Annotated in this window: 16 protein-coding genes, 2 tRNA genes, 3 rRNA genes and 1 pseudogene; 15 read left to right on the forward strand and 7 right to left on the reverse strand. The window is 50.0% G+C overall.

Annotation, left to right across the window (positions count from 1 at the left end; genetic code table 11):
• Positions 1-258: 258 nt before the first annotated feature.
• The 5 genes from A4G20_01945 (at position 259) to rrf (ending at position 5,550) form a co-directional block, all read left to right on the forward strand.
• Positions 259-1,808: ribosomal RNA gene (locus tag A4G20_01945) — 16S ribosomal RNA — on the forward strand.
• A gap of 60 nt (positions 1,809-1,868) precedes the next feature.
• A tRNA-Ile gene (locus A4G20_01950) sits at positions 1,869-1,945 on the forward strand.
• Between the two features lie 64 nt (positions 1,946-2,009).
• Positions 2,010-2,085: transfer RNA gene (locus tag A4G20_01955), tRNA-Ala, on the forward strand.
• Positions 2,086-2,412: 327 nt separating this feature from the next.
• Positions 2,413-5,326: ribosomal RNA gene (locus A4G20_01960) — 23S ribosomal RNA — on the forward strand.
• A 108-nt stretch (positions 5,327-5,434) separates the two neighbouring features.
• Positions 5,435-5,550: ribosomal RNA gene (gene rrf, locus A4G20_01965) — 5S ribosomal RNA — on the forward strand.
• Together the 16S, 23S and 5S rRNA genes with 2 tRNA genes alongside form the textbook arrangement of a ribosomal RNA operon.
• Before the next feature lie 114 nt (positions 5,551-5,664).
• Here the strand turns inward: rrf and A4G20_01970 are convergent.
• The gene (locus A4G20_01970; GenBank protein ID QIW15194.1) at positions 5,665-6,294 is read right to left on the reverse strand and encodes a glutathione S-transferase; all 630 of its coding nucleotides are present in this window, start codon (positions 6,292-6,294) and stop codon (positions 5,665-5,667) included.
• 151 nt (positions 6,295-6,445) lie between these two features.
• Here A4G20_01970 and A4G20_01975 point away from each other — a divergent pair, with 151 nt between their 5' ends.
• The 3 genes from A4G20_01975 to A4G20_01985 all read left to right on the forward strand — a co-directional run bounded on the left by A4G20_01975 (position 6,446) and on the right by A4G20_01985 (position 11,137).
• The gene (locus tag A4G20_01975; GenBank protein ID QIW15195.1) at positions 6,446-7,825 is read left to right on the forward strand and encodes an MFS transporter; all 1,380 of its coding nucleotides are present in this window, start codon (positions 6,446-6,448) and stop codon (positions 7,823-7,825) included.
• A 63-nt stretch (positions 7,826-7,888) separates the two neighbouring features.
• Positions 7,889-9,043 carry a methylamine utilization protein MauG gene (locus A4G20_01980; GenBank protein ID QIW15196.1) on the forward strand — a complete coding sequence of 385 codons (1,155 nt, stop codon included), beginning with the start codon at positions 7,889-7,891 and terminating at the stop codon, positions 9,041-9,043.
• A 150-nt stretch (positions 9,044-9,193) separates the two neighbouring features.
• Positions 9,194-11,137 carry a hypothetical protein gene (locus A4G20_01985; GenBank protein QIW15197.1) on the forward strand — a complete coding sequence of 648 codons (1,944 nt, stop codon included), beginning with the start codon at positions 9,194-9,196 and terminating at the stop codon, positions 11,135-11,137.
• A 56-nt stretch (positions 11,138-11,193) separates the two neighbouring features.
• Here the strand turns inward: A4G20_01985 and A4G20_01990 are convergent, their stop codons facing one another.
• The 5 genes from A4G20_01990 to A4G20_02010 form a co-directional block, all read right to left on the reverse strand.
• Positions 11,194-11,466 (reverse strand): hypothetical protein, encoded by a 273-nt coding sequence (locus A4G20_01990; GenBank protein ID QIW15198.1) that lies wholly within the window; start codon positions 11,464-11,466, stop codon positions 11,194-11,196.
• Positions 11,466-11,831 carry a tRNA 2-thiouridine(34) synthase TusC gene (locus A4G20_01995; protein ID QIW15199.1) on the reverse strand — a complete coding sequence of 122 codons (366 nt, stop codon included), beginning with the start codon at positions 11,829-11,831 and terminating at the stop codon, positions 11,466-11,468. Before A4G20_01995 ends, A4G20_01990 begins: the two co-directional genes overlap by 1 nt.
• 3 nt (positions 11,832-11,834) lie before the next feature.
• On the reverse strand, positions 11,835-12,212 hold the full coding sequence (locus A4G20_02000; protein ID QIW15200.1) for a tRNA 2-thiouridine(34) synthase TusD: 378 nt from the start codon (positions 12,210-12,212) through the stop codon (positions 11,835-11,837).
• A complete protein-coding gene (locus A4G20_02005; GenBank protein QIW15201.1) occupies positions 12,212-12,865 on the reverse strand; it encodes a hypothetical protein in 654 nt (217 codons plus the stop codon). The genes A4G20_02000 and A4G20_02005 overlap by 1 nt, the downstream gene beginning before the upstream one ends.
• Positions 12,866-12,953: 88 nt before the next feature.
• Positions 12,954-13,679, reverse strand: a complete 726-nt coding sequence (locus A4G20_02010) for a peptidylprolyl isomerase (protein ID QIW15202.1) — start codon at positions 13,677-13,679, stop codon at positions 12,954-12,956.
• A 79-nt stretch (positions 13,680-13,758) separates the two neighbouring features.
• Between A4G20_02010 and A4G20_02015 the strand changes: the two genes are divergently transcribed.
• The 5 genes from A4G20_02015 to A4G20_02035 all read left to right on the forward strand — a co-directional run bounded on the left by A4G20_02015 (position 13,759) and on the right by A4G20_02035 (position 17,277).
• Positions 13,759-13,983, forward strand: coding sequence for a SlyX protein (locus tag A4G20_02015; GenBank protein ID QIW15203.1), 225 nt, complete (start codon positions 13,759-13,761; stop codon positions 13,981-13,983).
• 13 nt (positions 13,984-13,996) lie between these two features.
• On the forward strand, positions 13,997-14,665 hold the full coding sequence (locus A4G20_02020) for a glutathione S-transferase (GenBank protein QIW15204.1): 669 nt from the start codon (positions 13,997-13,999) through the stop codon (positions 14,663-14,665).
• Between the two features lie 235 nt (positions 14,666-14,900).
• Positions 14,901-15,137 carry a 50S ribosomal protein L28 gene (locus A4G20_02025; protein ID QIW15205.1) on the forward strand — a complete coding sequence of 79 codons (237 nt, stop codon included), beginning with the start codon at positions 14,901-14,903 and terminating at the stop codon, positions 15,135-15,137.
• Positions 15,138-15,147: 10 nt separating this feature from the next.
• Positions 15,148-15,318 (forward strand): 50S ribosomal protein L33, encoded by a 171-nt coding sequence (locus A4G20_02030; GenBank protein ID QIW15206.1) that lies wholly within the window; start codon positions 15,148-15,150, stop codon positions 15,316-15,318.
• Positions 15,319-15,615: 297 nt separating this feature from the next.
• Complete coding sequence (locus A4G20_02035; protein ID QIW15207.1) at positions 15,616-17,277, forward strand: bifunctional metallophosphatase/5'-nucleotidase; 1,662 nt, start codon at positions 15,616-15,618, stop codon at positions 17,275-17,277.
• A 31-nt stretch (positions 17,278-17,308) separates the two neighbouring features.
• Here A4G20_02035 and A4G20_02040 read toward each other — a convergent pair.
• Positions 17,309-19,902, reverse strand: a pseudogene (locus A4G20_02040) (DNA mismatch repair protein MutS).
• Positions 19,903-20,065: 163 nt separating this feature from the next.
• Between A4G20_02040 and A4G20_02045 the strand changes: the two are divergent.
• The gene (locus A4G20_02045) at positions 20,066-21,718 is read left to right on the forward strand and encodes a transporter (protein ID QIW15208.1); all 1,653 of its coding nucleotides are present in this window, start codon (positions 20,066-20,068) and stop codon (positions 21,716-21,718) included.
• Between the two features lie 289 nt (positions 21,719-22,007).
• Positions 22,008-22,865: a 1,4-dihydroxy-2-naphthoyl-CoA synthase gene (locus tag A4G20_02050; protein ID QIW15209.1), complete on the forward strand. Its 858-nt coding sequence runs from the start codon at positions 22,008-22,010 to the stop codon at positions 22,863-22,865.
• Positions 22,866-22,893 lie beyond the last annotated feature (28 nt).

Raw genomic sequence — 22,893 nt, forward strand, 5'->3', positions numbered from 1 at the left:
ATCTCTATAATACGCCCCATCGCAACGACGCACAGTTGCAAATCAGTTTTCTGCAAGTGCGTCGTTCTTTTTTGCTCTTTAAAAAGATATCAGACAATCTGTGTGGGCACTTGTTGATTGACTTGTTAAAATATTTTTAATTTTGATTAAAGTCTTAATAGGTGCTTAAACTAGAAATTCATTATTAGATATTGGTTCTTTTGGATTGATATTTATATGTAAACTTTAGTTAAGCAGTTTATTGAGCGATTAAACTTTTTGAATTGAAGAGTTTGATCATGGCTCAGATTGAACGCTGGCGGCAGGCTTAACACATGCAAGTCGAACGGTAGCACAAGAGAGCTTGCTCTCTGGGTGACGAGTGGCGGACGGGTGAGTAATGCTTGGGAATCTGGCTTATGGAGGGGGATAACGACGGGAAACTGTCGCTAATACCGCGTAGTCTCTTAGGAGTAAAGTGTGGGACCTTCGGGCCACATGCCATAAGATGAGCCCAAGTGGGATTAGGTAGTTGGTGGGGTAAAGGCCTACCAAGCCGACGATCTCTAGCTGGTCTGAGAGGATGACCAGCCACACTGGAACTGAGACACGGTCCAGACTCCTACGGGAGGCAGCAGTGGGGAATATTGCACAATGGGCGGAAGCCTGATGCAGCCATGCCGCGTGAATGAAGAAGGCCTTCGGGTTGTAAAGTTCTTTCGGTGATGAGGAAGGTGTTGTGTTTAATAGACATAGCAATTGACGTTAGTCACAGAAGAAGCACCGGCTAACTCCGTGCCAGCAGCCGCGGTAATACGGAGGGTGCGAGCGTTAATCGGAATAACTGGGCGTAAAGGGCATGTAGGCGGTTACTTAAGTGAGATGTGAAAGCCCCGGGCTTAACCTGGGAATTGCATTTCATACTGGGTAGCTAGAGTATGTTAGGGAGGGGTAGAATTCCACGTGTAGCGGTGAAATGCGTAGAGATGTGGAGGAATACCGAAGGCGAAGGCAGCCCCTTGGGACAATACTGACGCTGAGATGCGAAAGCGTGGGGAGCAAACAGGATTAGATACCCTGGTAGTCCACGCTGTAAACGCTGTCGATTTGGGGATTGGGGTTTAACCTTGGTGCCCGAAGCTAACGTGATAAATCGACCGCCTGGGGAGTACGGCCGCAAGGTTAAAACTCAAATGAATTGACGGGGGCCCGCACAAGCGGTGGAGCATGTGGTTTAATTCGATGCAACGCGAAGAACCTTACCTACTCTTGACATCCATAGAAGGACTCAGAGATGAGTCTGTGCCTTCGGGAGCTATGAGACAGGTGCTGCATGGCTGTCGTCAGCTCGTGTTGTGAAATGTTGGGTTAAGTCCCGCAACGAGCGCAACCCTTATCCTTTGTTGCCAGCATGTAAAGATGGGAACTCAAAGGAGACTGCCAGTGATAAACTGGAGGAAGGTGGGGATGACGTCAAGTCATCATGGCCCTTACGAGTAGGGCTACACACGTGCTACAATGGTGCATACAGAGGGCTGCGAGACGGCGACGTTGAGCGAATCTCAGAAAGTGCATCTAAGTCCGGATTGGAGTCTGCAACTCGACTCCATGAAGTCGGAATCGCTAGTAATCGCAAATCAGAATGTTGCGGTGAATACGTTCCCGGGCCTTGTACACACCGCCCGTCACACCATGGGAGTGGGTTGTACCAGAAGTAGATAGCTTAACCTTCGGGAGGGCGTTTACCACGGTATGATTCATGACTGGGGTGAAGTCGTAACAAGGTAACCGTAGGGGAACCTGCGGTTGGATCACCTCCTTACCAAAGACGAGCAGTTACAAGTGTTCACACAGATTGTTTGATATAGGAAAAGACAAAGCATCCTTTTGGGTCTGTAGCTCAGGTGGTTAGAGCGCACCCCTGATAAGGGTGAGGTCGGTGGTTCAAGTCCACTCAGACCCACCACTCAAGCCAAGCGAAGTAAAACAAAGCGAGTGTGAAGAGTGAAAAACCGGAAGGAAAGATGTTTGGGGATATAGCTCAGCTGGGAGAGCGCCTGCCTTGCACGCAGGAGGTCAGCGGTTCGATCCCGCTTATCTCCACCAAGTCATCATTTTTGAATGTTTTACAAGCGTAGTGAAAATGCGAAATTTTTGCAAGCGCCAAATGATGTAAGCTAAAACATTGAAAAATGATGATGGTCGAAAGACCTTGTCTGATTGTTCTTTAAAAATTTGTAAACAAGCTGAAAAACTGAAGAGACTTTCAAGTCCGATATGAAGAGAAATCAACATATCAAAAGGATAAGAAAAAGTCTGAGTAGTAAAAATCTTGAACGAACAAAAGCGTTCAAGTCTAGTTGTTAATTAGACCTAAGTGTTTGAAAAAGTGAAGCTAAGATAAAACGAAGCGAACTTAGAAGAGCGTTTGAGGTTGTATAGTTAAGTGACTAAGCGTACACGGTGGATGCCTTGGCAATCAGAGGCGAAGAAGGACGTGCTAATCTGCGAAAAGCTTGGATGAGTTGATAAGAAGCGTTTAATCCAAGATATCCGAATGGGGAAACCCAGTAGGTGAAGAACCTACTATCTATTGCTGAATACATAGGCAATAGAGGCAAACCGGGAGAACTGAAACATCTAAGTACCCCGAGGAAAAGAAATCAACCGAGATTCCGTGAGTAGCGGCGAGCGAAAGTGGAAGAGCCAGTAAGTTATAGCAGTGAGGTTAGAGGAATCAGCTGGGAAGCTGGGCCATAGCGGGTGATAGCCCCGTACTTGAAAGCCTTATTGTGGAACTAAGCTTACGACAAGTAGGGCGGGACACGTGATATCCTGTCTGAAGATGGGGGGACCATCCTCCAAGGCTAAATACTCCTGATTGACCGATAGTGAACCAGTACTGTGAAGGAAAGGCGAAAAGAACCCCAGCGAGGGGAGTGAAATAGAACCTGAAACCGTGTACGTACAAGCAGTGGGAGCCGCAAGGTGACTGCGTACCTTTTGTATAATGGGTCAGCGACTTATATTTTGTAGCGAGGTTAACCGAATAGGGGAGCCGTAGGGAAACCGAGTCTTAACTGGGCGTCTAGTTGCAAGGTATAGACCCGAAACCCGGTGATCTAGCCATGGGCAGGTTGAAGGTTGGGTAACACTAACTGGAGGACCGAACCGACTAATGTTGAAAAATTAGCGGATGACTTGTGGCTGGGGGTGAAAGGCCAATCAAACCGGGAGATAGCTGGTTCTCCCCGAAATCTATTTAGGTAGAGCCTTGAGCGGACACCTTCGGGGTAGAGCACTGTTTCGGCTAGGGGTCCATCCCGGATTACCAACCCGATGCAAACTGCGAATACCGAAGAGTGATACTCAGGAGACACACGGTGGGTGCTAACGTCCATCGTGAAGAGGGAAACAACCCAGACCGCCAGCTAAGGTCCCCAAGTCTATATTAAGTGGGAAACGAAGTGGGAAGGCTTAGACAGCTAGGATGTTGGCTTAGAAGCAGCCACCATTTAAAGAAAGCGTAATAGCTCACTAGTCGAGTCGGCCTGCGCGGAAGATGTAACGGGGCTCAAATATAGCACCGAAGCTGCGGCATCAATGGAAACATTGTTGGGTAGGGGAGCGTCGTGTAAGCGGATGAAGGTGAGTCGAGAGGCTTGCTGGACGTATCACGAGTGCGAATGCTGACATAAGTAACGATAAAACGAGTGAAAAACTCGTTCGCCGGAAGACCAAGGGTTCCTGTCCAACGTTAATCGGGGCAGGGTGAGTCGGCCCCTAAGGCGAGGCTGAAAAGCGTAGTCGATGGGAAACGGGTTAATATTCCCGTACTTGGATAAACTGCGATGTGGGGACGGAGAAGGTTAGGTTAGCAGACTGTTGGATGTCTGTTTAAGGCGGTAGGTGGAGAGTTTAGGCAAATCCGGACTCTCTTAACACCGAGAACTGATGACGAGGTGCTACGGCACTGAAGTAACTGATACCACGCTTCCAGGAAAAGCCACTAAGCTTCAGGTTTATCTAAACCGTACTGAAAACCGACACAGGTGGTCAGGTAGAGAATACTCAGGCGCTTGAGAGAACTCGGGTGAAGGAACTAGGCAAAATAGCACCGTAACTTCGGGAGAAGGTGCGCCGGCGTAGATTGTAATCCCTTGCGGATGAAGGTTGAACCGGTCGAAGATACCAGCTGGCTGCAACTGTTTATTAAAAACACAGCACTCTGCAAACACGAAAGTGGACGTATAGGGTGTGATGCCTGCCCGGTGCTGGAAGGTTAATTGATGGTGTTATCGCAAGAGAAGCTCCTGATCGAAGCCCCAGTAAACGGCGGCCGTAACTATAACGGTCCTAAGGTAGCGAAATTCCTTGTCGGGTAAGTTCCGACCTGCACGAATGGCATAATGATGGCCAGGCTGTCTCCACCCGAGACTCAGTGAAATTGAAATCGCCGTGAAGATGCGGTGTACCCGCGGCTAGACGGAAAGACCCCGTGAACCTTTACTATAGCTTGACACTGAACATTGAATTTTGATGTGTAGGATAGGTGGGAGACTTAGAAGCAGGCACGCTAGTGCTTGTGGAGTCGTCCTTGAAATACCACCCTTTAACGTTTGATGTTCTAACGAAGAGTGGCAACACGCTCTCGGACAGTGTCTGGTGGGTAGTTTGACTGGGGCGGTCTCCTCCCAAAGCGTAACGGAGGAGCACGAAGGTTTGCTAATGACGGTCGGACATCGTCAGGTTAGTGCAATGGTATAAGCAAGCTTAACTGCGAGACAGACAAGTCGAGCAGGTGCGAAAGCAGGTCATAGTGATCCGGTGGTTCTGAATGGAAGGGCCATCGCTCAACGGATAAAAGGTACTCCGGGGATAACAGGCTGATACCGCCCAAGAGTTCATATCGACGGCGGTGTTTGGCACCTCGATGTCGGCTCATCACATCCTGGGGCTGAAGTAGGTCCCAAGGGTATGGCTGTTCGCCATTTAAAGTGGTACGCGAGCTGGGTTTAGAACGTCGTGAGACAGTTCGGTCCCTATCTGCCGTGGGCGTTGGAGAATTGAGAGGGGTTGCTCCTAGTACGAGAGGACCGGAGTGAACGCACCGCTGGTGTATCGGTTGTGTCGCCAGACGCATTGCCGAGTAGCTAAGTGCGGAAGAGATAAGTGCTGAAAGCATCTAAGCACGAAACTTGCCTTAAGATGAGTTCTCCCTAGCTATAAGCTAGTAAGGGTTGTTGGAGACTACGACGTAGATAGGTCAGGTGTGTAAGTGGTGTGAGCCATTGAGCTAACTGATACTAATTGCCCGAGAGGCTTAACTATACAACGCTCAAGCGTTTTTAAAAAACAAAGAAAGAAACGACAAGAAACGAAAAGACAAAACTCAAAAGTATTCAGCTTGGATTACAAAAAAGAACAAACAAAAAACAACAGAGAAAAGAATTTTCCTGATGGCCATAGTGCTGTGGCACCACCTGACCCCATCCCGAACTCAGAAGTGAAACGCAGTCACGCCGATGGTAGTGTGGGGTTTCCCCATGTGAGAGTAGGACACCATCAGGGTTTTATACCGAGAGAACCGCTAGAGCACAGGCTTTAGCGGTTTTTTGCTATCTAGACTTAAGACAAGCGGTTGAGATTTGCAAGAAAACCACAAATCCCAACCGCTTGGTGAACCTATCCTTTCAATCCTTCCTGCACTCGTACAGCATCCACACCCGCATCTGCCTCGACTCGCTGCATAAAGGGCTCAAGTTGTTCTAAATGGCTAAAGTCTAGGCCCAGTTTGCGGCACCAATTTAGCATGGTATAGAGATAAATATCGGCCACGCATAGGGTTTCGCCGAAGAAGGCATGGCTTTGCAAATGTTCGTTGGCGACAGCAAGTTGCTCTAGAATCTGTAGACCGGCCTGTTGGCGAATGGTTTTGGTCAATTCCTCATTGCCCTCGGCATAGCTTGGCAGGCGGAAGAGGGGAACGAAAGACTTATGTACATCGCCGTTAAAATAGGCTAACCAACGGGAGGCCTTGGCCTTGTCACGCACTGTGGTGCTACCAAAAAGTTTGGCCTCTGGGAAGCATTCATCTAGGTAGTGAAGAATGGCCTGGTTTTGGGATAGAACCAAATCACCATCGACCAGCACAGGCACCGCTCCACGAGGGTTAAAGGCCAAGAATTCAGGTGATTTAATAAATTCACGGCTGACTGCCTCAAATTCATAGGATTGGTTTTGACGAGCCTTGGCCCACTCCAGTGCAGTGTGTGGCACGAAGGAGCAGGCGCCATTTAAGCCATATAATTTCATAAGTGTGTCCTCTGGTTAAAAACTGCCTAAAGTTTAGCACAAGTTATGGCCCAAGGCTTTATGCGGGTGCCAAGTTTCGTTATGATAGGGCGGACAAGCGGTCAGTTTTTGCAGCTTTTTGCCAAATTTAGGTCGCTTGATAAGGAAACCTATGAGCGTAGATAAGACCGATTATCGGGGACTGGGCTGGGTGGCAGCCATTGCCTTTTTTATGCAGGCCCTAGATAGCACCATTCTCAACACTGCCCTGCCTGCCATTTCCCAGAGCCTCAATACCTCGCCCCTGAATATGCAGATGGCTATTATTAGCTATGCCCTCACGGTGGCGGCCTTAATTCCGCTTAGCGGTTGGTTGGCAGATAGGTTCGGTACGCTTAAGATTTTTCGTCTGGCCATTGGGCTTTTTGTGCTGGGATCGTTGGCCTGCGCCCTTTCTTATTCCTTAAACAGCTTGATCACTGCCCGCATTTTGCAGGGCCTAGGCGGAGCCTTGATGATGCCTGTGGCCAGGTTAGCCATTATTCGCAGCGTGCCCAAGGCCCAGTTGGTTGCCACTTGGAACCTGATGGCCACAGCCGGCCTGGTTGGCCCTATTTTAGGGCCTATGGTGGGCGGTTGGCTGGCCACCCACGCCTCTTGGCACTGGATCTTCCTGATTAACCTCCCCATCGGCCTCTTTGGCCTGCTGATTTCAGGTCACTATATGCCCAACTTAACCCGAGAGGCTATCAGCTTTGATGGCCGTGGTTTTATGCTCTTTGCAGCCAGCCTGGTTTTGCTGACCCTGGGCTTGGAAATGATGGCAGAAGAGATGGCCAAGATAAACCAAGCCCTCCTATTATTAGCACTTGGCCTAGCCTTTATGGGGTTATATGCTCTGCATGATCATTATAGCCCCAAGGCTATCCTGCCGCTTAAGCTCTTTAGGGTTCGCACTTTTGGGCTGAGTATGTTGGCCAACCTCTTTATCCGCCTCTGCAATGCGGGCGTGCCCTTCCTGGTACCGCTTATGTTGCAGCTGGCCTATGGCTACAGTGCCGATAAGGCTGGCCTGCTGGTGGCACCCATGGCACTGGGGGCAATTTTAGCCAAACGAGCCATCGTACCTACCCTCAAGCGTTTTGGTTATAAACGCACCTTGCAGGCCAATGCCCTGGCCATGAGCCTGACCATCGCAAGTCTCGCTCTCCTTCATGCCCAATCGCCCCTCTGGCTTATCTGCCTCATCCTGCTTTTATGCGGTGTGTGTAACTCCTTTATGTTTACCTGTATCAACACCCTGACCGTGTCAGATTTGAGCGACAGCCAGGCCAGTGCAGGTGCCACCTTTTTAAGTGTGATCCAACAGGTCGGCATTGGGATCGGCATTGCTGTGGCCTCGGTTATCTTAAATGCCCTCCGAGCCAGCCAGCTGCCACTTGAGCAGGCCTTCAGTGCCACCTTTGTGAGTGTAGCAGGCTTCGGGCTAGTGCTTTTGGCCCTGCTTTCCTGCCTGAGGCCACAAGATGGCCAGCAAATTACCTCGAAATAGGTCTTACAAGCGGTGGGTTTTGGCGTAAAATTTGCAAATATTTTGACTTTTTGTCCCGCTTGTATGAAAACTGCTTTTACCCTCTGCCTGATGCTAACTTCCACCCCCCTCCTTGCCCTTGAAAAGGAGGCCCGCACCATGCCTGCGGGCGGGATGGACAAGGCTCTGATGGGCCAGATCCTCTTTTTTGATGATCGCCTGTCCTTCCATGGCAACCAAAATTGCGCTTCTTGCCACAGTCCAGATACGGCCTTTGTGGATCTGCGGGAAACTTCAGCCCAGCAGATGGTATCCCAAGGCGATGATCCAAGCAAATTTGGGCGGAGAAATTCACCCACCATGCTTTATGCTAAGTTTGCCCCCGATTTTCATTTTGATGAAGTTGCCCAAGAATATGTCGGCGGCCAATTTTGGGACGGTCGGGCCAAGAATTTAGCCCAGCAGTCGGGCATGCCACCACTTGATCCGCTCGAAATGGGCATGCCCAACCAGCTTGAGGTGGCCAAACGCCTCTATAGCCTGCCTATGTACCGCCAGCTCTTCACTCAATTTTATGGGCAGGAGGTCTGGCAGTCTTATGAGGGCGTTTATGCAGCCATGGAAGATGCACTGGCCACCTTCCAAACTGAAAAACGCCTCCTGGCCCCCTTTGATAGCAAGTATGATAAGGTTCTGGAGGGCAAGGCCAGCCTGACAGCCCTAGAAGAGAAGGGGAGGGAGCTTTTTTTCGACAAGAGCAAAACCAGTTGCTCAAACTGCCATCAATCGCAGGGGGAAAAAGAGATTTTCACCGATTTTCGCTACCATAACCTGCAAGTGCCCCGCAATCTCTTTGTGATTGAACACAATGGCCTGCCTGCCGATTTTGAGGACTTGGGCTTGGCGGAAAACCCGCATATTAAGCCTGAACACCAGCAGGCGGCCAAGTACAAGTTCAAAACCCCCACGCTTAGGAATGTGGCTGTCACTGCCCCCTATATGCACAATGGCATCTTCCGTGAGCTGCGCACTGTGATTGAGTACATCGATCACTTCAACAACCCTGCCCGAGCCCTCAACCCTGAAACCGGCAAGCCCTGGGAAAAACTGCCCTTTGCAGAGAACCTGCCCCAAGAAAAACTCAAGGCCAGGGCCTTGACCGATGAGGACATTGAGGCCCTCGAAGCCTTTTTGAAAACCTTGACCGATGAGCGTTATGAGCCGCTTTTAAAGGACTAAATAGCATAAGTTCAACAATTTATATTTCATTACATTTGATGGCAGAGTATAAAAGTCTGTAAAGATTGTGTTGCTTGTGGCATATAAGGCCTACAATGGTTGGGTTCGGCTGTTATCAGCCATTTTTTGTTAAAAACCATAAGGAATGTTATGAATTTCGATTTATCCCAACTACTTCAAGGCCCTGTGCGTGAGCTTATCCTCAACCAAGTTTCCAATAAATTTGGTCTTTCACACGAGCAAGGTGGCAATCTTTTAACCAAGGGCCTTTCTATGGTCTTGGGTGGTATGGCCCAGCAGGCAGGAAGCAAGGATGGGGCATCTAATCTCTTTGATCTGATCAAAAATGTCAGTCTTGAGGGCAACCCTTTAGATGTGTTGGCGGGCAAAAGCAACTTAGCGGCCAATAGCCACTTAATTGATATGGCCAAGAACCTTCTACCAAGCATTTTTGGTAGCCGTGCAGATTCTATCGTTGATCATCTGGCCAACAGCAATAACACCACCCCAATGGCGGTAAAAGGCCTCTTGGGTGCTTTAGTGCCAGTGGTCTTGGCCTTCTTTAAAAATAAGATTGCAGGTGGCCTGGGCTTGGCTGGTTTCGCCAGCCTCTTGGGTGAGCAAACCAAGAAAGTGGCCGGCAACTTAGACAGTTCATCCCTTGCGGCCCTTGGTTTCACTGGTGCTTCTTTTAATGATGTGCTTGGCAATGTAGCCAAGGTTGCAGGCCTAGGTGCCGCTGCCACTGGTGCAGCAACCGCAGCCAAAGCCACTGTTGCGGAAGAGAAAAAATCAGGCGGCCTAGGCAAATGGTTGCTGGGTGCGGCTGTTTTATTAGCTGCCTTCTTCGGCATTAAGAGCTGTTCTGACAAGCAAGCAACCACCACAACAGCAGCACCTGCGAATAACACCGCTGCTGCACCAGCACCAGAAGCCAAACCGGCTACCAATGTTGAAGTGGCACCAAAAACCGTGGATGGCCTGGGCAACCTGGCTTGGTTAAAAACGGATAAAGACTTCACCGTGTCTGGCACAGTAAACAATGAGGGCGTGAAAACTAGCATTTTAGATGCCTTCAAGGGTCTGGCAGGCAGCCTGCCATTGGTGGATAAATTGGTGGTTGATGCCAACGCCCCACAATCCTCTTTCTCTAACTTTGCAGGCTTAGCGGGCTTGTTCAAGGACTTCCCAGGTGTGAGCGGTGCTTTTGTCGACACGACCCTTAACCTCTTGGGTCAAGTGGAAAGCGGCGAAGCCAAGGCTTCCTTATTAGACAAGGCCAAGGCGGTGTTAGGCAACCTTTTCGCTATCAATACTGACGGCGTGAAAGTGGCTGATCCTATCGCTAAACTGGTTGATGGCCTAGGCAACTTTGGCTGGGCACAAACTGCCAAAGGCTTGGCCTTATCTGGTACAGTAAACAATGATGGCGTGAAAGCCAGCATCTTAGACGGCTTCAAGGGCCTTAACCTGCCTGTGCTTGATGAGTTAGTTGTGGATGCCAATGCCACCCAATCTAACTTTACCAACTTCGCAGGCCTGGCTGGCTTGGTCAAAGACTTTCCAGGCGTGAAAGGCAGCTTTGCTGACACCGTGCTTAACCTTGTGGGCCAAGTGTCCAAGGGCGAAGAAAAAGTCGAACTGGCCGCCAAGGCCAAAGCCCTCTTAGGTGATGCCTTTAGCATTAACACCGATGAAGTCACCATCGCCCAAGCTGTTGAGGCAGAAGAGCCAGCAGCTGAAGTGATTGCTGATATGAATGCCGCCAAGCTCAACCTAGACATTGTGTTTAACACCGGTTCTGCGGACATTAGCCCTCGTTATTTCAACCGCCTCAACGCTTTTGCCAAGCACTTGATTGAAAACAATCGTAGCGGCGAAATTTCAGGCTTTACCGATAACACAGGCAATGCAGAAGCCAACCAGAAACTCTCAGAAGCCCGTGCTAACGCTGTGCGTAACTACCTGCTTAACCAAGGCGTACCAGCTGATGCCCTAAATGCGGTGGGTTATGGTCAAGCTAACCCGGTGGCAGACAACGGCACAGCCGAAGGCCGTGCCCAAAACCGCCGTATTGAGTTTAACGCCCGTTAATTCAAGTCGATGAAGGTGAAAAAGGACGCTTATGCGTCCTTTTTTGTTGGCTATTTTTAATAAGCCACCTGCGGATAAAACCTTTCAGTAATGGTCACTAATTCCTTGAGGGAAATGGCCTGACAAGCGGTTGGAAGAGGTAGGTTTCTTGCAAGTAAATCTTCTTTTAGCACAAAAACATGGGCCAGGTTTGCAAAAATTTGCGGGTTTTTGACCGCTTGTAGGACGCCGTCTTGCCATAAAAGCAGGGCATCATCTTGGCCTAGCAGGGCCAGTTGAGCGGTAAGGCTAGGCAGGTCGTATTGGGCTTGGGAAAGAGTATAAAGCATTAGAAGGTCAGTACCTTTTCAGATTGGTTGAGAATGGCCATGATGTCGGCCTGGCTTTGGGTTTGGAAATCGATTATCCAGTCAGCCTGGATTAAGTGGCGGCTGGCCAGGTCTTCTTCACAAGCAAAGCATTGGGTTAAGTCGTAAAGCTCAATCAGCTTGAAGGTGCTGATATGATCTTTTTGCAGGATTTGCTCAGGCTTTTGTCCGGCCAGCAGGTTGAAGACCCCATCGCCCCAAAAGCAGATGGCAATTTGGTCTTCCTCGCAAAAGGCTGAAGCGGCCAGCAGGGCATCCAGGCCCTCACGGCTGGCAGAGGAGCCAAAGGGCGGTTGGGTAAAGAGAATGGCAAGTTTATATTTCATGGCTTAAAAGGTGATAAGGCGGTCGGCTTCCAGCACGGCCTGGCTAAATTCGCCCAGGCCTGCCAGGGTAAAGCCCTGAGCCAAGTTATCTTCTCCGTTTTTGGCTGTTTCTTGATTGACCACCCCCCGCCGTTGGGCAGCAGCGATACATAAATGTAGCGATAAGCGGTGGGTTTGGGCCAAGTTTTGCCAAGCGGTTTGGAGGTTAAATTCATCGCTGGCCGGGTTAATCAGGCTATTGGCATGGCTAACCCCATTTTGGAAGAAGAAGACCTGGCGGATCTCATGCCCTTCTTCCAACAAGACTTGAGCGAATTGGTAGGCCAGGTAGGCCGCCTGCGAGCCATAAACCGGGCTTTTGATGGCAAGAACGTAACGCATTAGTCCTGATCCTGCTTGATTTGGCGGATGTAGAGATAAACCGTGTGGCGGGAGATGTCCAGCCTGTCGGCCACCTGATTGATGGCGTCTTTAATGTCGAAAATCCCCTTTTCATAGAGAGAGGCCACGATCTGGCGGTTCTTGTTATTGTTGGCCACCAGGCGGTCGTTGGTGATTTCCTCGATGGTGCGTTCAATGGTTTGGGCCACCAGATCTTCTACCGAGCTGGCGAAATTAACGCTATTTTCTTCCTCTTGCGGGGCAATAAAGGCCGCGATAAACTGGGACATAGGCACATCAAGGTTGATGTTAATGCAAAGCAGGCCGATGATGCGTTGGCGGCTGTTGCGAATGGCGATGGTGTTGGATTTCATCAAACCGTTGGACTTGGCCTTGGTAAAATAGGGCTTGGCCACGCTGTTGTTTTGGCTCATTTGGTGGAGTGAACGCAGGGCGCGGTCGGTAATGGGGGAGCCGATACGGCGGTTGGTATTATGCCCATTGGCGATATAGATGGCCGAATTTTCCAGGCTTTCGAGAGAGTGCAGCACGATTTCGCAGTGCTCGCCAAAGAGGGCGGCCAGGCCGTCCACCACAGGAATATAGGACTCGATAATGGCGTAGTCTTCAAGGGTAAAGGGTTGGGAATCCATAAGTTTTATCTTTTATTATTATTCTGGTGCTGATAAAGATAAAGGCACCAGCGTGGACGCTGGCGCCATCATACATATGAACGGCTGATTACTTAGCCTTAAAATCCAACAACTCAATCTCAAATTTCAGGGTTGAGTTAGGTGGGATCTTGCCGGCTGCACGGTTGCCGTAGGCCAGGGCTGGTGGCGCAACGATCTCCATTTTACCGCCTTTTTTCAGCATAGGAATGGCTTCGATCCAGGCTGGGATAAGCTGATTTAATTGAAACTCAATCGGCTCACCACGCTCGTAGGAGCTGTCGAACACCGTGCCATCGGTAAGGGTGCCCTTGTAGTGAACCTTGACCGTGTCAGTGGCTTTTGGTGACTCACCTTCGCCAGCCTTTTCAATTTTGTAGAGGAGGCCTGAGGAGCTTTTCTTCACGCCGGCTTGTTTTTCAAAGTCAGCACGGAACTTGTCGCCCTGGGCCATGGTGTTTTTAGCACGCTCTTCATCTAATTGCTTGCTTTTTTCTAGCAGGATCTTATCCAAACTTTCCAATTTAGCCTGAAGGGCATCCTTGTCTAGCTTTTCATTGCCCTTTAAGGCATCATCAATGCCCTTGAGTACGCTGGCCTTATCATAAGAGAAGAGGTTTTTTTGCGACTCGATCACATCGTCAATGTTGTCCTTCATGCCTTGGCCCATCAAAATGCCCACGGCATAAGAGGCCTCTTCAATGTATTTGGCATCGACTTTGTCTGCTGCAACAGCAGATTGAGCCAGGACGCTGCCTGCAAACAGGGCAAGCACTGATAATTTTGCTTTTAACATAAAAATTCCTAATTGAGAGGTTTAAACCACAGGTTGAATAGGTTAAAGTGTATTCCTTTAAGATACAACCTTTTTTACCATGAACCCACAAAATTCCGCCCTTCTTGAGCGTATTACCGAGCTAGAAACCAAGCTGGCCTTCCAAGAATTTACTCTGGAGGAGCTTAATCAGGCCCTTATTGAGCAGCAGTTTGCCCTGGATAAGTTGCAACTGCAAGTCCGCCATTTGGCGGAAAAACTTTCAGGCATGAAGGGCAGCAACATCGCCTCAAGAGAGGAAGAAACCCCACCGCCGCATTATTAAGCTAAGGAGCCTTATGATTACCCTACACTTACTCGCCCAATCCCGAGCCTTACGCATTGTCTGGCTCTTGGAAGAGCTGGGCCTGGATTACCAACTCAAGCAATACGCCCGAGACAGCCAAACCCTCTTGGCGCCTGATAGCCTCAAGCAGGTTCATCCACTGGGCAAGTCGCCCATCTTGCAAGATGGCGAGCAGGTGCTAACCGAAAGCGGCATGATCACCGATTATCTCATCAGCCGCTATGGCCAGCAGCTTATGCCTGAATATGGCTCGGCCGATTACTGGGCCTATCAACGCTGGCTCCATTATGCCGAAGCCTCGCTCATGCCACTCTTGCTAATGAGTTTGGTCTTCCAACGGGTAGAAAGTTCCCCAATGCCCTTTTTTGTGCGGCCCATTGCCCGCAAAATCAGCGGCAGCGTTAAGCAGAGCTTCCTTCATCCGCAACTGGCCCTGCACTTGGCCCATGTGGAGCGGGAGCTGACAGGCAAAACATGGCTGATGGGCGAAAAGCTTTCAGGGGCGGATATAATGATGAGCTACCCCTTACAAGCTGCTCGCATGCGGCTGGATATGAGCCAATATCCGCAAATTGCCCGTTATCTAGCCCAAATTGAACAAGGAGCCGCCTACCAACGGGCGGTAGAAAAGGCGGGTGAGCCGCTGCTCAAGTTAAAATAGGGTAGCTCAAGCGGGGTAAATTGGCCCATTTTTTGCAAATTTTTCAAAAAAATTCCCCGCTTGTCTGGCCAGAGCGAGAAATCTGCTTGAACAGGCCCTAGGATCTCTGTATAATTTCAGGTCTTTAAAACCGTAGTTAAGGTCGGGTAATACCTGACGAGGTAGTCGGAAGGCCAAGGCCCTGATAATCCGACCAATTAACTTAAGCTTAAGTAAATTTATTGGAGAAGTTCAAATGTCTAGAGTCTGTCAAGTAACAGGCAAGCGTCCAGCAGTTGGTAACAACCGCTCACACGCAATGAATGCGACCAAACGTCGCTTCCTACCAAACCTTCACACTCACCGTTTCTGGGTTGAGAGCGAAAACCGTTTCGTAACCTTACGCTTAACAGCCAAAGGTATGCGTATTATTGATAAAAAAGGCATTGATGCAGTATTAGCTGAAATCCGTGCTCGTGGCGAAAAAATCTAAGGAGCAGTAAATGGCAGCTAAAGGTAATCGTGAGAAAATCCGTTTAGTTTCTACCGCAGAAACCGGTCACTTCTACACTACAACAAAAAACAAACGTAATATGCCAGAAAAAATGGAAATCAAAAAATTTGATCCAGTTGTGCGTAAACACGTTATCTACAAAGAAGCAAAAATCAAATAATCTGTTTCTGCGTAATTCAAAACCCAGCCAAGGCTGGGTTTTTTCTTATCCTGTTTTGGCTGTGGGTAACGAGTTACCCACGGTTAAATATAAAGATTCTCCTTTGGGGAATGATCATTCTTATTCTCGACCTTTGCCCCAAAGGGGCAAGTTTATGCTTAACCTAGGGTCACTTTGTTACCCTAGGGAATAAATGACGAGCTAGATCATCATTTCTCTCCTATTGTATGTTCTCTAACCAACATTCTTTGAGCGATTTGCTATAATTGCTGCCCAATTCATTCTTGAGGAAATCTTATGAAAAAACTACTGACCTCCCTTTTTGTCCTGTCTGCGGTTAGCTTGGCTGTCGCCAAAGAAGTGAATGTGAAATTCTTAGGCACATCAGATGTGCACGGCCGGATTGTGCCTTGGAGCTATGGGGCAGACGTGGAAGATAAGTCTGGATCTTACGCCCAAATTAAAACCTATGTGGACAGCGTTCGTAAGGAACACAAAAACGTGGTTTTAGTTGATATTGGTGATGCCATTCAAGACAACCAAGTGGAAGTCTTTGCCAAAACACCAGAGTATGCCAAAGACAACCCTGTGCCGAAAGTGCTGAATGCCATGGATTACGATATTTTCATTCTAGGCAACCACGAATTTAACTTTGGTATGCCGGCCTTAGATGCCATTTTGGAAGACATTAAGGCTCAAAAAATCACAGCCAATTTCTACTATAATGATGGCAGGCGCTACCTGGAGCCAACCACCATTATCAAAAGAGAAGGCGTAAAAATTGGAGTGATCGGCTTGACCACGCCAATGTCTGCCACTTTTGAAGCCGACACTGGCCATTTAAAGGATATGAAATTTAGCTCCCCAATTGAGGAAACCAAGGTCCAAATTGCTGCCCTAAAAAAACAAGGGGTGGATGCCATCGTCGTTCTCGCCCATATGGGGATTGAAAACGAAAACAATATTCCTGATACGGGTGTGGAAGATTTAGTCAATGCTGTGGACGGGATTGATGTGATCATCGCCGGCCATATGCACAAAAATGTGCCGGCAGAAACCATCAAAAACACCCTGATTACCGAGCCACATCGCTACGGCACTGTCGTGTCTGAAGTCGATCTGACCTTTGATGTGGATGAAAAAGGTAAGGTTAAGTTGCTATCTAAAACCGCCAAAACGGTGCCTGTTAAGGATCTGGCAAGCGACCCTGTGATCGAAGAAATTTACAAGCCTTATCATGAAGAACTCCGCCGTTTAAATAATGTGGTGATTGGCCAAACGGTCAATGAAATGGTGCCTCAAGGCAAAAATCACGGGGTATCGATTGCCTTCTCCCAGGACACGGGGTTGTCCTCCTACATCAATGATGTACAACAACATTATAGCGGGGCGGATGTCGTTTCTTTTGCCTTCGACCATGAAAAGGTCCGCCAAGACCAGGGCGAGATTAAGAAGAAAGATGTTATCTACAACTACCGCTATGCAGGCGGCGATGTCACCGTCTATGAAATGAGCGGCAAACAACTCAAAACCTATATGGAATGGTCGGCCGACTACTTCGACACCATCCAACCAGGCGACAAGGACTACCGCTACAATGCTGAACGCAAGAAATCCAAATATGTGACCTTTGATATTTTTGGCGGTGTGAGCTATAAGATCGACCTACGTAACCCAAGCGGCAGCAAGATTGTTGATTTAAGCCTAGCCGATGGCACAAAAGTGACTGATGAGATGAAGCTCAAGGTGGGCATGAACTCCTACCGCTTCAATCAGCTGGTGCGTAAGGGCGGCGTGCTAGAAGGCCAGCAAATTCCTGTTGTATGGGAGTCTAAAGTGGCCATGGGCCAGGAACAAGGCACCATCCAAAATATGATGATCGACTACCTGACCAATGTGAAAGCCGGCAAGATTGAGGGTAAATCCCATAATCGCTGGGCTATTGTGGGTTTGGATTAAAAAATAGATAAGGGCGGATTTCCGCCCTTTTTTAGTTTATAAGCCCCTTCAAGTGATACAAAGCCTCCAATGCCTGCTTAGGCGTGAGCTCATCAGGGTTGATATCCTTAAGTGCCTGCAAAATTGCAAAATTTTCCTGACTTTTAACCGCTTGCTCAGGTTCTTCTTGCACCTCTGCAAACAAACTTTCCTGCGGGTGTTTGGTTAGATCGGCCGTTTGCACCGAAATGGCCTCCAACTGCACCAATTTCTGCTTGGCCAGGCTAACCACCTGTTTAGGCACGCCGGCTAAGGCTGCTACGGCCAGGCCGTAGCTCTTGCTGGCCGCCCCTTCTTCTACCGTGTGCATAAAGACAATGCTGTCCTTGTGTTCACGGGCATCCAAATGCACGTTGGCCACGCCCTTGAGCTGGCTAGGCAGGCTGGTGAGCTCGAAATAGTGGGTGGCAAAGAGGGTCAGCGACTGGATCTTCTTGGCCAGCCATTCGGCACAGGCCCAGGCCAGCGATAGACCATCATAGGTGGAGGTTCCCCGCCCGATTTCATCAATTAAGACCAGACTATTTTCCGTGGCCTGATGTAGGATGTTAGCCATTTCAGTCATTTCTACCATAAAGGTAGAACGGCCGGAAGCCAGGTCATCGCTGGCCCCGATTCGGGTGAAGATCCGATCAAGGGGGCCGATTTCGGCACTTTCGGCCGGCACAAAGCTGCCCATATAGGCCATGAGGCTAATCAGGGCAATCTGCCGCATATAGGTACTCTTACCGCCCATATTAGGGCCAGTAACCACTAGCAAGTGGCGTTGGGGGTCAGGTAAACCGGGTTGGCCATAAAGGGGGTTTTGAGTACCTGTTCCACAACTGGGTGGCGGCCGGACTTGATGTTGATGCCCCGCTGAGGGCTGAAGGTCGGGCAAGTCAGGTTGAGGTTTTCCGCCCGCTCGGCCAGGTTGGTCAGTACGTCTAATTCAGCCAAGATCAGGCTGGCATGCTGTAGCTGGCCCAAGCATGGCAGGAGCTGGTCGAAGAGTTCCTCATAGAGCTGCTTTTCCAGGGCCAGTGAAGCTCCCTTGGCTTTCAGCACCTTGTCCTCATAGGTTTTAAGCTCTGGAATGATGTAGCGTTCAGCATTTTTCAGGGTCTGGCGGCGGACATAGTGAATAGGAGCCCGGTGGGCCTGGCCCTGGCTGATCTGAATATAGTAGCCGTGCACCGCATTAAAGCCGATCTTAAGGGTATCAATCCCCGTGGCCTGCCGTTCCCGCTCCTCTAAGTCCTCCAGGTATTTGGTGGCCCCTTCAGCCAGGGATCGCCATTCGTCTAGCTCCGCATGATAACCTGGGGCAATCACGCCTCCGTCCCGAATGAGTTGCGGGGGGCTATCGATAATAGCTCGTTCTAAGAGGTCGTGCAGATCACTGAAGTCCCCCATGGCTACCAGTCTCTCACTTAAACAAGCGGGCTGGTTTTGGCATAAATTTGCAAGTGCAGGGATCTGGGCTAGGGCTGTCCGCAGGCGGGTTAAGTCCCGAGGGCGGCCCGTTCTCAGGGCAACCCGGGCCAGGATCCGCTCCATATCGCCTACCTGTTGCAAGAGGGGCTGAAGGTCGCAAACCAGATCCGCTTGCAGGATGGCCTTGATGGTTTGCTGACGTTGGGTCAGGCGGTTGAGATCACGAATGGGCTGGTGGATCCAGCGTTTGAGCAGGCGGCTACCCATAGGGGTTACGCACTTGTCCAAGACCGAGGCCAGGGTATTTTCCGTGCCACCGGCCAGGTTCTGGGTCAGCTCCAGATTACGGCGGGTGGCAGCATCCAGCAGGACGGTATCGCTGTTTTGGGAAAGATGAATGCTGTTGATATGGGGCAGGGCGGTGCGTTGGGTTTCCTGGGCATAGTGGAGCACGCAGCCAGCCGCACAGAGGGCCACCACCGCCTTTTCCACCCCGAACCCCGTCAGGTTTTGTGTACCAAATTGGCGGTTGAGCAGGTTAATAGCCGTGACCAACTCAAACTCCCAAACAGGCCGGCGGCGTAGACCCTTGTAGCCTTCCAGCAGGCCCATGTGGGCGAAGTCCTCTGGGTAGAGGATTTCGGCTGGTTGCAGGCGTTGCAGTTCAGAGGCCAGGCTTTCTGGGCTAGGCAGTTCAGAGATAAGAAAACGGCCCGAGGTCATATCCAGGCTGGCCAGGGCCAGGGTGGATTTTTCAGCATAAACCGCTGTTACCAAATTATCCTGACGTTCGGGCAGAAGGGCCTCATCACTGACCGTGCCCGGGGTCACAATCCGCACCACCTTGCGTTCCACCGGCCCCTTGCTGGTGGCCGGGTCGCCGATCTGCTCACAGATGGCCACCGATACACCCAAATTGACCAATTTAGCCAAATAGCCTTCAACTGAATGATAGGGCACGCCGGCCATGGGAATGGGCTCGCCAGCGGAAGATCCCCGCTTGGTCAGGGTCAAGTCCAGCAGGGCAGAGGCCCGTTTGGCATCCTCATAGAAAAGCTCATAGAAGTCGCCCATGCGGTAAAAGAGCAGAACATCAGGATTTTCAGCCTTAATCTTGAGGTATTGGGCCATCATGGGGGTGTGGTTGGAATATTGTGACGGGTCAGCCATGCTTATTTTGCGGTTAGAAATCAAGGCCGATAGTGTAGAGCAAAACGAAAGCGGTTAAAAGTGGCAATTTTTTTGCAAAAGTTTGGCCTAGATCGCATTTTTATTTGCATAACTTTGCTAAAATTTACACAGTAACATTTTTTAGGTATTTATGGAGACATTTATGAGTGAAATTGCACTCACGGTCAGCCTCTTGTCCTTGGTGGCCGTGCTAGGTTTGTGGATAGGACATATCAAAATTCGGGGCGTTAGCTTAGGGATTGGTGGCGTGCTCTTTGGCGGCCTGATTGTGTCGCATTTTATGGGCCAGTTTGGGGTCAGCCTGGATGCCCACACCCTGCACTTTATTCAAGAGTTCGGCCTAATCCTCTTTGTTTATACCATCGGGATCCAGGTCGGCCCGGGCTTTTTTGCTTCTTTACGCCATTCGGGCCTCAAACTTAACGGCTTTGCCATGCTGATTGTGGCCCTCAGCGGCCTTTTGGTTATTGCCTTACACAAGCTCTTTGATGTGCCTCTGCCTGTTATTCTGGGCATCTTTTCTGGTGCGGTCACCAATACGCCATCCCTGGGTGCAGGCCAACAGGTCTTGGCCGAATTGGGCAGCGATACGGCCGTGATGGGCATGAGCTATGCCATTGCCTATCCTTTTGGGATCATCGGTATCCTGCTGACCATGTGGCTGGTGCGGGTAGTGCTCAAAATCAATGTGGACAAGGAAGCCGAGGCCTTTGAGCAAACCCAGCATCGCACCCAGGCCCTGAGCACCCTAAGCGTGCGTTTAACCAATGCCAACCTCAATAACCTCATGCTGCGGGATTTGCCGGGGTTTGAACACCACGATGTGGTCTATTCCCGCCTTAAGCGGGGCGAGGAATGGTTAGTGCCTAAAATTGATACCGTCCTGCAAATTGGCGATATTTTGCACTTGGTTGGAGAGGCCAAAAACCTACGTAAGATGCAACTGGTGCTGGGCGAAGAGGTAAACACCACCTCCGTTTCTAATAATAAGGAAACCTACTTCCGCTCTGAGCGGGCCATTGTGACCAATGAAAAGGTTTTTGGCAAAAAAATCCGCCAGCTTATGCTCAAGGGCAAATATGATGTGGTGATTTCCCGCCTCAACCGTGCGGGCGTAGAGTTGGTGCCAACAGGGGAAATGACCCTGCAATTTGGTGACGTGCTCCACTTAGTTGGCCGTAAGGAGGACATTGAAACGGTAATGGGGATTATCGGCAATGCCAAACAAAAATTGCAACAGGTCCAAATGTTGCCGATTTTTATCGGGATTGGCCTGGGCGTGCTTTTTGGCTCTATTCCTGTTTATATTCCAGGCTTCCCGGTTGCCCTCAAACTGGGCCTGGCGGGTGGGCCTTTGGTCATTGCCCTTATCTTGGCTCGAATTGGTAGTTTCCGCAAACTCTACTGGTTTATGCCGCCGAGTGCCAACCTGGCCTTACGAGAAATCGGGATTGTGCTCTTCTTGGCCGTGGTCGGCCTTAAATCGGGTGGCCAGTTCCTAGAAACCTTGCTCAGCCCTGAAGGGATGTCTTGGATCTTTTACGGTGCGCTGATTACCTTCCTGCCCCTGGCCATTACCGGCATTGTAGCCCGTGTCTATGGCAAGATGAACTACCTTTCCCTCTGCGGCCTCTTGGCCGGCTCCATGACCGACCCGCCAGCCCTAGCCTTTGCCAACAGCATTAAAGAGGGCAACGGGGCGGCGGCACTTTCTTATGCCACGGTTTACCCACTGGTTATGTTCCTAAGGATTATCCTGCCGCAGCTCTTAGCCATTTTGCTCTGGGTTGCCTAGGCAAACAAGCGGGTGAAAACCCGCTTGTTTTGCAAATTTTGCCTGTAAATAGACCCCTTGTTAGGGCGTGTCCTCAATTTGCTTACGGCGGTATTTTCGGCAAAAATTCGCCATCTACTTCGTCAAAAATACTCGCCAAATGCCTATTTGGCTGCGTTTTTTTCCTCGAATCTGTCGTTTTTTGCTCGAAAAACCGACTCGTTTTCAAATTGAGGACACGCCCTAGTTATCGTCTATTGGCTCAAATTGGGCTATAATCCCCCTACTTTTTTAAGATAAGGAACCCACCATGCAAAACCCAAAAGATGATCTACTTTACGCCCCTGTTGAATGGACAGACTGTAGCCAGGGCTATAACGACATTCTCTACCACAAATCGGCCGATGGCATTGCCAAAATTACCATCAACCGCCCTGAAGTGCGTAATGCCTTCCGCCCGCAAACCGTCAAAGAAATGATCCAAGCCTTTTCTGACGCCCGCTTTGATGAAAGCGTGGGCGTGATTGTGCTAACTGGCCAGGGCGAAAAAGCCTTCTGTTCAGGCGGTGACCAAAAGGTCCGTGGCGACTACGGCGGCTATAAGGACGACAGCGGCGTCCACCACCTCAACGTTTTAGACTTCCAACGTGACATCCGCACCTGCCCGAAACCTGTGGTGGCCATGGTGGCCGGCTATGCCATTGGCGGTGGCCATGTTCTGCACATGATTTGCGACCTGACCATTGCCGCAGAAAATGCCATTTTCGGCCAAACTGGCCCGAAGGTTGGCTCCTTTGATGGTGGCTGGGGGGCTAGCTACATGGCTCGCATTGTTGGCCAGAAAAAGGCCCGTGAAATCTGGTTCCTCTGCCGTCAATATGACGCCAAGGAAGCCTTGGAAATGGGCTTGGTTAATACCGTTGTGCCTTATGCTGATCTTGAGAAAGAAACCGTCCGCTGGTGCCGTGAAATGCTCCGCAACAGCCCGATTGCCCTGCGCTGCTTAAAAGCGGCATTGAACGCCGACTGTGACGGCCAATCTGGCTTGCAGGAGTTAGCCGGCAATGCCACCATGCTCTTCTATATGACAGAAGAAGGCCAAGAAGGCCGCAACGCCTTCAACGAAAAACGCGCGCCTGATTTTAGCAAGTTTAAGCGGAATCCTTAGGTGCTTAATCCCCCCCTCCGCCTTCGGC

The organism is Pasteurellaceae bacterium RH1A, assembly GCA_012221805.1.
In the GTDB taxonomy this organism is placed as follows: domain Bacteria; phylum Pseudomonadota; class Gammaproteobacteria; order Enterobacterales; family Pasteurellaceae; genus RH1A.